The sequence below is a fragment of the Bradyrhizobium sp. genome (genome assembly GCF_052389815.1).
Classification (GTDB): Bacteria; Pseudomonadota; Alphaproteobacteria; order Rhizobiales; family Xanthobacteraceae; genus Bradyrhizobium.
In genome coordinates this window covers 1-5,369 of the sequence record NZ_JBQTHN010000087.1, presented here as the reverse complement: position 1 = coordinate 5,369, position 5,369 = coordinate 1, and the positions used below count along the sequence as shown (strand labels likewise).

The following is a 5,369-nucleotide window of genomic DNA, read 5'->3' as shown; positions in this document are numbered from 1 at the left end:
TCTCGCAGGACGAGGTCGTCGGCTTCTACACGTTGGCGTTCGGGGACGTAACTTATGAGGATGCACCGGAGCGGCTGCGCAAGGGCGTCGCCCGGCATCCGATTCCCCTGATGATCCTCGCGCGCCTTGCGGTCGCCAGCGCCTGGGCGGGAAAACGGATCGGGTCCGGTCTTCTGAAGGACGCGCTCGGGCGCACGCTTGCGGCGGCCGAGATCGCCGGCCTTCGGGCCTTCGCCGTCCATGCCAAGGATGACGAGGCGCGGGCCTTCTACGAACGCTTCGATTTCATCGCATCGCCCAGCGATCCCATGCATCTGTTCGTGCTGCTGAAGGATATCAGGGCCTTGATCGGCCCTTGACGCGGGGACTGAGCTTTTTTCCCCAAGCGGTCGCAGCAGCAGATCACTCGGCTCGATTCCCAGCGCTTTCCGCAATCTTCCGTGATCATGCGGGCAGGGCGAGCGGTGTTCCAGCCGCGTCCTTCAATGCTGGAATGGTTGATGTCGTCGAGGGCCGAAAGCTATATTTTGCGTGACCGGCGAGCCGTTCGCTTGGCGAAATGGCCGGTCGACTCGACCTGCGCTAGTATGTCTCCGGGAACAACTCCCAATGCGGCGGTAATATCGACAAACTCGATAACGTCGATTCGTCGCTCTCCGTTTTCATATTTTGCGACGAAGGATTGTGGTTTGCCCAACGCCTTTGCCACGTCGGCCTGAGTCATCCCTTTCGCCTTGCGGGCTTCCGCGAGCAGGGATTGCAGAAGCTGCTGTCGTGGCGTGCGCAAGGATTTCTGCATTCGGAACGAGGCCCCATTGAAGAAGAGGAGCCGTTCCGGTAATCCTGAGTTGGGATTATCCCATTTTGGGATTATTCCGAGTGCCGGGGGGAGGAGGGTGCGCCGTGCGCGTGAAGCCTGAACTTGATCCCGATGTCGACGACCAAGCGCCCGATGGTCCCGACATTACCGTTTACGACGAGGCGCATTTCGTGACCTATCTGCGCCTGCTCGACGCCGAGAGGGATGGCGCTGATTGGACCGAGGTAGCCCGCATCGTCCTGCATCGCGATCCAGATGAATTACGAACCCGGCGTTGCTTCGAAAGTCATCTGGCGCGCGCGCATTGGATGACAAAGCGCGGCTACCGCCGCCTGCTCGAGCAATCCGTCGAACGAGCGCGTCGCTCCCGATCCTGATCGCGAAGACCCCAGACCCCCGCCGATTTCCGCGCCATGGTATCCGGCAGCACGACATCAGTGGTTTTGGATTGCCTTTGGGCAGGCAGATTATTCTCTGATCGCTCCGCATCGCCACCGATCGGAGCGCTCATGTCGGGAAGTCGCATTCTCTGGGGGCAGATTACCCTCGTCCTGGCCGTCGTTCTGACGACGACCTGGACCGCAACGCAATGGACGGCTTGGCGGCTCGGTTTTCAGCCGCAGCTCGGGCAGCCCTGGTTCGAACTGATGCCGAGCATGCCGGTCTATTACCCGCCGGCATTCTTTTGGTGGTGGTATGCTTACGATGCCTATGCGCCATCGGTATTCGTCGAGGGCGCCTTTATCGCGGCGTCCGGCGGATTCATCGCCATCGCAGTCGCCATCACCTTGTCGATCTTGCGGGCGCGCGAGGCGAAGAATGTCGAGACCTACGGTTCGGCGCGCTGGGCATCCGACCAGGAAATCCGGGCGGCCGGATTGCTCGGCCCGGACGGTGTCATCCTCGGCTGCCATGCCCAGCACTATCTGCGCCATGACGGACCGGAGCACATTCTGTGCTTTGCGCCGACAAGATCCGGTAAAGGCGTCGGCCTGGTGGTCCCGACGCTGCTGACGTGGCCCGGAAGCTGCATCGTTCATGACATCAAGGGAGAGAATTTTGCGCTGACGGCAGGCTTTCGGTCCCGATTCGGCCGCGTGCTCAAGTTCGATCCGACCGACGTCTTGTCAGCCGCCTACAATCCGCTGTTGGAGGTGCGGCGCGGCGACAAGGAAGTGCGCGACGTCCAGAACATCGCCGACATCCTGGTCGATCCGGAAGGAGCGCTCGATCGCCGCAATCATTGGGAGAAGACCAGCCACAGCCTCCTCGTCGGCGCGATCCTGCATGTCCTCTATGCCGAGTCGGACAAGACGCTCGCCGGCGTCGCCAACTTCCTGTCCGATCCGAAGCGCCCGGTCGAGGCGACACTGCGCGCCATGATGTCGACGCCGCACCTCGGAGAAAGTGGCGTTCACCCCGTCGTTGCTTCCGCCGCCCGCGAGCTTCTCAACAAATCGGACAACGAGCGCTCGGGCGTGCTCTCCACCGCGATGTCGTTTCTCGGGCTTTACCGCGATCCCGTGGTGGCCAAGGTGACGGACCGCTGCGACTGGCGCATCGCCGATCTGATTGCGCAAGCGGCGCCGGTCAGCCTCTACCTCGTTGTGCCGCCCTCCGACATCAACCGCACCAAGCCGCTCATTCGGTTGGTCCTCAACCAGATCGGACGGCGTCTCACCGAGGAATTGAACGACAGAGATCGGGCGCATCGTCTGCTGTTGATGCTCGACGAATTCCCCGCACTCGGACGGCTGGATTTTTTCGAGTCCGCGCTCGCCTTCATGGCCGGCTACGGCATCAAGAGTTTTTTGATCGCGCAATCGCTCAACCAGATCGAGAAAGCGTACGGCGCCAACAATTCCGTGCTGGACAATTGCCATGTGCGCGTTGCCTTCGCCACCAACGACGAACGCACCGCCAAGCGCGTCTCGGATGCCTTGGGCACGGCGACCGAACGGCGCGACTCCACCAACTATGCCGGCCACCGGCTGTCGCCCTGGCTGGGGCATCTGATGGTGTCGCGACAGGAGACGGCGCGGCCGCTATTGACGCCGGGTGAGATAATGCAGCTGCCACCCGCCGACGAACTGTTGCTGGTCTCGGGCCAGCATCCGATCCGTGCCAGGAAAGCGCGCTACTACAGGGATGCCCGCCTGTCTGAGCGCATCCTGCCACCTCCGGTCCTCGGCAAGCATGCCCGGAAAGTGACTGACATGATGGCTGACGATTGGCGTGCCCTGCCGCTTCCGATGGATGGTGCCGAACAGTCGGCGGCAAGCAATCAGGCTGCCGACGTCGACCCCGCCAATGCCGGCATAAGGCGCGAGCCGGAATTGCCCGAGCACAAAGAAATCGTGCCGAGCGAACGTCCGGCCGACAGTGAGTTCGACGTGCTGGAGGACGAGTCTGACATCGACGCGGCGAAGGCGAGGGCGTTGCGGCAAGACGTGCGCACCGTGGCGCGGCAGGCAGCAATGGATCCCGCCGATGGCATCGGGTTGTGAGGCATCGCCATGCAAACCAAGACCCGCATGAACGTCTATTTCGAGCCGGGGCTCCTCAAAAAAGTCGAGGCGCTGGCGCTTCGGCGCAATGTCTCCAAATCCGCCGTGATCGAAGCCGCCGTGGCGTCCTTCCTGTCGGAAGATTCCGCAGAGCGGTTAGAGGCGGTTTTCGCGCGGCGCATGGACCGGCTCGGCCGCCAGATCGCCGGCATGGACGAAGATATCGCCATCCTCGGCGAAACAGTCTCCCTGTTCATTCGCTTCTGGCTGACGATCACACCGCCATTACCCGACAACGCGCAGGCTTCCGCGCGCGCCAAGGGCCTGGAGCGGTTCGAGGGGTTTGTGCAAGCGCTTGGCCGGCGCCTGGCGAAGGGTGATCGCTTCATCAAGGAGGTGTCGCGCGACATCCCGGCGACGCGAGCCGACTTGAACGTTGGCGACGACCACGACGATCCCGTTTGAGCCTTGTGTTGAGTGAGCGATTCCGTCAATTACCGCCATTACTTCGCCGGGGTACGCTGACCCCATCAGGGTTGTTGCAAAGCATGCCCTGCTGCCACTTCTAATCATCCCCGTCCACACGGGGCCGCTCTTGCGGTCCCCGGGCCGCTCTTGCGGTCGCCGGGACGGGGGACGAGATGGCGGTTGTTCACCAGAAGTCTGAAGCGATCATTCGCGGCGCGCGCATGCTGCGCACGGCGCTGGGTCCCGCCATCGCGGGATTCCTTGAAGACCCGGCAATCGTCGAGGTGATGCTCAACCCCGATGGGAGGCTCTGGGTTGACCGGCTTTCAGAAGGGCTCTCCGATACCGGCGAGCGCCTGAACGCCGCCGATGGAGAGCGGATCGTGCGCCTGGTCGCGCACCATGTTGGATCGGAGGTTCATGCCGGTAGCCCCCGCGTCTCGGCGGAGTTGCCCGAGACTGGGGAACGGTTCGAGGGATTGTTGCCGCCAGTTGTCGCCGCGCCGGCTTTTGCGATCCGCAAACCCGCCGTCGCCGTGTTCACGCTGAATGACTACGTCGCCGCCGGCATGATGACATCAGGCCAGGCCGAGGCGCTGCGCACCGCTGTTGCCGCGCGCAAAAACATCCTGGTTGCCGGCGGCACCTCGAGCGGCAAGACCACGCTCGCCAACGCGCTGCTCGCCGAGGTCGCCAAAACGGCCGATCGCGTAGTGCTGATCGAGGATACCCGCGAGCTGCAATGTCTGGCGCCGAATCTCGTGGCGCTCAGAACCAAAGACGGGGTGGTGTCGCTGTCCGATCTCGTACGCTCCTCGCTTCGCCTGCGCCCCGACCGCATCCCGATCGGCGAAGTCCGCGGCGCCGAGGCGTTGGATCTGTTGAAGGCCTGGGGTACCGGCCACCCCGGCGGCGTCGGCACCATCCACGCCGGCAGCGCGCTTGGCGCGATGCGCCGTCTCGAGCAGTTGATTCAGGAAGCCGTCGTCACCGTCCCGCGTGCGTTGATCGCCGAGACCATCGATATCGTCGCGGTGCTTTCCGGCCGCGGCAGGGAACGCCGGCTCACTGAGCTGATGCGCGTCACTGGGCTTGCACCGGCCGGCGACTACGTCCTTTCACCCGCAGGAGACCGGCCGTGATCCATCGCCTGTTCCGCATTCGCCGCGTCATCGCGAAGGCAGCCGCCTTCATAGCCCCGGCGACGGTACTGACCACGTTGGCAGGGAGCCCCGCCTGGGCCGTCGGCTCCAACATGCCGTGGGAGCAGCCGCTCAACCAGATCCTGCAATCGGTCGAAGGCCCGGTCGCCAAGATCATGGCGGTCATCATCATCATCGTCACCGGACTGACGCTGGCGTTTGGCGATACCTCGGGCGGCTTTCGCCGGCTGATCCAGATCGTGTTCGGCCTTTCGATCGCTTTTGCGGCCAGCTCCTTCTTCCTCTCGTTCTTCTCCTTTGGCGGCGGAGCGCTGGTCTGATGGAGGAGGTCCCCGGATTTGCAGCACCCGTTCATCGCGCGCTCACCGAGCACATCTTGCTCGGCGGCGCACCGCGCGCGGTCGCAATTCT

At 63.5% G+C, this 5,369-nt stretch carries 7 protein-coding genes and 1 pseudogene; 7 read left to right on the top strand and 1 reads right to left on the bottom strand.

Annotated features, from left to right (window positions below):
• Positions 1 to 359, top strand: a 359-nt coding sequence (locus ACT4OC_RS15775) for a GNAT family N-acetyltransferase (RefSeq protein ID WP_444839937.1), incomplete at its 5' end; no start/stop codon positions are given.
• A gap of 161 nt (positions 360 to 520) precedes the next feature.
• On the opposite strand, the gene ACT4OC_RS15770 is transcribed toward ACT4OC_RS15775, so the two are convergent.
• Positions 521 to 799: a helix-turn-helix domain-containing protein gene (locus tag ACT4OC_RS15770; RefSeq protein WP_444839936.1), complete on the bottom strand. Its 279-nt coding sequence runs from the start codon at positions 797 to 799 to the stop codon at positions 521 to 523.
• Positions 800 to 903: 104 nt separating this feature from the next.
• Here ACT4OC_RS15770 and ACT4OC_RS15765 point away from each other — a divergent pair, with 104 nt between their 5' ends.
• From ACT4OC_RS15765 to ACT4OC_RS15740, 6 genes and pseudogenes are all read left to right on the top strand, one after another.
• A complete protein-coding gene (locus tag ACT4OC_RS15765) occupies positions 904 to 1,197 on the top strand; it encodes a DNA -binding domain-containing protein (protein WP_444839935.1) in 294 nt (97 codons plus the stop codon).
• A gap of 132 nt (positions 1,198 to 1,329) precedes the next feature.
• Complete coding sequence (locus ACT4OC_RS15760) at positions 1,330 to 3,327, top strand: conjugal transfer protein TraG (protein ID WP_444839934.1); 1,998 nt, start codon at positions 1,330 to 1,332, stop codon at positions 3,325 to 3,327.
• Positions 3,328 to 3,336: 9 nt separating this feature from the next.
• Positions 3,337 to 3,792 carry a ribbon-helix-helix domain-containing protein gene (locus ACT4OC_RS15755; RefSeq protein WP_444839933.1) on the top strand — a complete coding sequence of 152 codons (456 nt, stop codon included), beginning with the start codon at positions 3,337 to 3,339 and terminating at the stop codon, positions 3,790 to 3,792.
• A 176-nt stretch (positions 3,793 to 3,968) separates the two neighbouring features.
• Positions 3,969 to 4,937 carry a P-type conjugative transfer ATPase TrbB gene (gene trbB / locus ACT4OC_RS15750; RefSeq protein ID WP_444839932.1) on the top strand — a complete coding sequence of 323 codons (969 nt, stop codon included), beginning with the start codon at positions 3,969 to 3,971 and terminating at the stop codon, positions 4,935 to 4,937.
• The gene (locus ACT4OC_RS15745; RefSeq protein ID WP_444839931.1) at positions 4,934 to 5,278 is read left to right on the top strand and encodes a TrbC/VirB2 family protein; all 345 of its coding nucleotides are present in this window, start codon (positions 4,934 to 4,936) and stop codon (positions 5,276 to 5,278) included. The genes trbB and ACT4OC_RS15745 overlap by 4 nt, the downstream gene beginning before the upstream one ends.
• A pseudogene (locus tag ACT4OC_RS15740) lies at positions 5,278 to 5,369 on the top strand (VirB3 family type IV secretion system protein); the annotation flags it as partial. The gene ACT4OC_RS15745 and the pseudogene ACT4OC_RS15740, both read left to right, overlap by 1 nt.